The following is a 3,538-nucleotide window of genomic DNA, read 5'->3' as shown; positions in this document are numbered from 1 at the left end:
CGCGAGGGGGTGCTCTATGGGGCTGACATTAAGGGATCGATCGGCAAAAGGCTGTTCGCGGTCCTTGGAAGGTGAATGTTGGATTGATCAAGAGAGTAGTGGATGCGACTTTAGGGACGCGCGGCTCGGCGGCAGATTCCGCAAACTGCTCACGCAGATTGGAAGCGCCATGGGACAAAGCATTCCGCTCGTCTGCCAGGATTGGGCAAATACCAAGGCAGCCTATCGCTTCTTCTCCAATGAGCGGGTCAGCGAAGCGGACATTCTGGCCGGCCACTTCCAATCGACACGTGATCGTGCCGCCGCCGCTGAAGGTCTCGTTCTTGTGCTGCACGACACAACCGAGTTCAGCTATCAACGTGAGAAGTCAGAAGCGATCGGCATCACCAAGAGCATAAACAGTGGACGGGATAAGGCGGGCCGCCTCAGATCGCACACGGTTTGCGGCATCCTGATGCATTCGAGCCTCGCGGTTACAATCGAGGGGGTGCCGCTGGGGTTGGCGGCCGTTAAGTTCTGGACCCGGAATAAATTTAAAGGGACGGCAGCGCTTAAAAAGAAGATCAATCCGACCCGGATTCCCATCGAGAAAAAGGAAAGCGTCCGGTGGTTGGAAAATCTCAAGCAGTCTACGCAGCTCTTGGATCATCCGGGACGATGCATCCATATCGGTGATCGCGAGAGTGACATCTACGAGCTCTTCTGCGCAGCACAGGAGATCGGAACTCATTTCCTGATCAGGACCTGCGTCGACCGCTTGGCTGGAGATGGGGATCACACGATCGCCGACGAAATGGACGAAGTCGCCGTCAAAGGGCTGCATCGCATCGAATTCAGAGATAGCAACGGCGATCCCGACCAAGCCGTTCTTGAGATCAGGTATCGCAAGATTCGCGTCCTGCCGCCGATCGGAAAGCAGAAGCGCTATCCCGCTCTGACCCTGACGGTGATCCATGCCGAAGAGCGCGGGACCCCGAAGAACAGAAAGAAGATCGATTGGAAGCTGATCACCGACCTGCCTGTTGGTTCCCGCACCGACGCTATTGAGAAGCTCGAATGGTATGCTTTGAGATGGAAGATCGAGGTGTTCCACAAGATCCTCAAATCGGGCTGCAAAGCTGAGGAATCGAAGCTCAGGACCGCCCAGCGTCTGACCAATCTGATCGCGCTCTTTTGCATCCTGAGTTGGCGGGTCTTCTGGATGACGATGCTCAACCGTTCCGCCCCAGACGCGCCGCCAACCCTCGCCTTGACTGCAACTGAAATCGGCGTGCTCGATCGCCTTGTCAACGGCAAACCAAAAGGAAGACAGAAAACGCTCTCGCACTATCTGATCAAGATCGCCCGGCTCGGCGGTTATCTCGCCCGCGCCAGCGATCCGCCGCCCGGCAACACCGTTATGTGGCGCGGGCTGTCACGCCTCACTGACATCGCGCTGGGCGCCATGGTCGGAGGAGAATTTGTGGGTAATTGAAAGCCGGTGAGCGCCGCCTTTCCAGATCGTGCTCGGGTATGAGATACTTTGCTCATTAATTTGCAAACAAATGAGCAAACGTGACGACGGTTACGGTTCTATCCGGTCCAGAACGGCGGCGGCGCTGGACCACTGCCGAGAAGCTTCGGATCGTGGAAGAGAGTCTGGCGCCCCGGGGCCAGTGTTGTCGAAGTTGCTCGGCGACATGATGTTCACCGTAATCTGGTCACGGCCTGGCGGCGGCAGGCACGCACAGGCGGCCTCGCTTTCGGGTCTGGTTCGATGCAGCGGCAAGCTGACGAAGTCGGTTTTGCGGCGGTCTCAATTGCGTCCGACCGGCAGCCGTTGACGGCGCCCTCGGGGACCTGTGGTGCGATCGAGATTGAGTTCGCGGCTGGGGCTCGAATGCGGATCACGGGCGCGGTTAACGCGGCGACGCTGAGTGCAGCAAAGCCGTCATCACAGTCCGGGCGTCCGGAAGCGTCGGCATGTGTCCATCGTGCGGAGCGACTTCCCGACGTGTCCACAGCCGCTATCGGCGCCTTGTGACCGATCTGCCGCTTTCGGGGCGGGTCGTGAAGCTGACGGTGATCGCTCGCCGCTTCCGTTGCGACGCCGTCCTGTGCGGACGCCAGATCTTCACTGAGCGTTTCTCCGACGGGATATTGGCTCCATCAGCGCGACGCACGGCGAGGCTGGACTCTATCGTCCATCACCTTGGTCTGGCGCTTGGCGGTCGACCGGCGGCAGGCTTCGCAAAACGGCTGATGTTGCCGGTGAGCAAGGACACTTTTTTGCGCGTGGTCCGACGCCGTCACCGTCCGCCGGCTGACCCGCTCAGGGTTATCGGCATCGATGATTGGGCCTGGCGTCGCAATCACCGATACGCCAGCATCATCTGCAACCTGGAAAGGCGCCGGGTAGTCACCCTGCTGCCGGATCGTGAGCCCGCGACCGCCCACGCCTGGCTCGCTGCGCATCCGACGATCGCAATCGTGGCCCGCGATCGTGGCGGCGGATACGGCGAAGCGGCAGCCAAGGCTCTGCCGCACGCGGTGCAGGTCGCCGACCTCTGGCATCTGATGGAGAACGCCAGTCGGGCCTTCCTTGACGCCGTCCGTAAATCGATGCGGCAGATTCGCACCGTCATCGGTGCGACCACGATCGATCCCCAGTTGCTGACAGCAGCCGAGCGCCTTCAGTATGAGGGCTACGTGCGCCGCGAGGAGACCAATGCGGCCATCCTGGCTCTGTCGAAGAACGGCATACCCATCAAGCAGATCGTGCGCCAGACTGGCCATAGCAGGAAGCTTGTACGGCAGGTGATCCGCGGCGAACGCACCGATGTCTTCCGGACCCGGCAAAGTTCGTTGGATATGCATTTGCCATGGCTCGATGATCAGTGGGCGTCCGGCTACCAAAACGGGGCTGAACTCTCGCGCCGCCTAGCAGCGCGTGGCTTCCGCGGCTCGCTTCGCGTCGTCAGCGAGTGGGCGACCCGCAGACGACGAGCCGAAAAGGCCGATGCACAGAACCTCCAGCGCATTCCGTCGGCCAGAACAATCGCTCGCCTCATGACAATCGGGCGGCACCTGCTCACGAAAGCGGAGACCGTCACGGTCGCGGCGATCGAAGCTGGCGTGCCAACCCTGGTCGAGACACGCGAGATCATCGCCGAATTCCATCTGATGATCCGGCGCAAGACCGAGGCGGGCTTCATCCCATGGATCGAGCGAGCTCGCGCCAGCCTCGTCGCCTCGTTCGCCAACGGCGTCGCGAAGGATGAGGCTGCGGTACGGGCGGCAATCACTTCACCATGGTCGAACGGACAGACCGAAGGTCAGATTACGCGCCTCAAGCTCGTTCGATGTCAAATGTACGGTCGCGGAAAATCGATCTGCTTCAAGCCAGGTTGATCGGCGCAGAATAGTCGGCGCTGCACCAAACTTGCGGAGAGCCAATTTTGCATGCCGAATGACAGCTTAATGCCCCGGCGGGAGCTGAGAATTATGTAGTAATCTCAATTACATAGAAGTTCGCAGTTTTGTTCTGAATGGCGCACCA

1 protein-coding gene and 3 pseudogenes are annotated in these 3,538 nt (G+C 59.9%); all 4 read left to right on the top strand.

Annotated features, from left to right (window positions below; all coding sequences use genetic code 11):
* Positions 1-16: 16 nt before the first annotated feature.
* Positions 17-1,474 (top strand): IS4 family transposase, encoded by a 1,458-nt coding sequence (locus WA702_RS10405; protein ID WP_425110429.1) that lies wholly within the window; start codon positions 17-19, stop codon positions 1,472-1,474.
* Between the two features lie 80 nt (positions 1,475-1,554).
* A pseudogene (locus WA702_RS10400) lies at positions 1,555-1,682 on the top strand (transposase); the annotation flags it as partial.
* Positions 1,682-2,023: pseudogene (locus tag WA702_RS10395) on the top strand (hypothetical protein); the annotation flags it as partial. The pseudogenes WA702_RS10400 and WA702_RS10395, both read left to right, overlap by 1 nt.
* Positions 1,909-3,404, top strand: a pseudogene (locus WA702_RS10390) (ISL3 family transposase); the annotation flags it as partial. The pseudogenes WA702_RS10395 and WA702_RS10390, both read left to right, overlap by 115 nt.
* Positions 3,405-3,538: the final 134 nt, after the last annotated feature.

This window comes from Bradyrhizobium sp., assembly GCF_049798375.1.
In the GTDB taxonomy this organism is placed as follows: Bacteria; Pseudomonadota; Alphaproteobacteria; order Rhizobiales; family Xanthobacteraceae; genus Bradyrhizobium.
Note: the sequence above shows the minus strand (reverse complement) of the source record. Positions and strands in the feature narration are given on the sequence as shown.

What these genes read in the sequence shown, in the direction of transcription:
- WA702_RS10405 (WP_425110429.1), top strand. Translation starts at nt 17, where the DNA reads ATGGGGCTGACATTAAGGGATCGATCGGCAAAAGGCTGTTCGCGGTCC.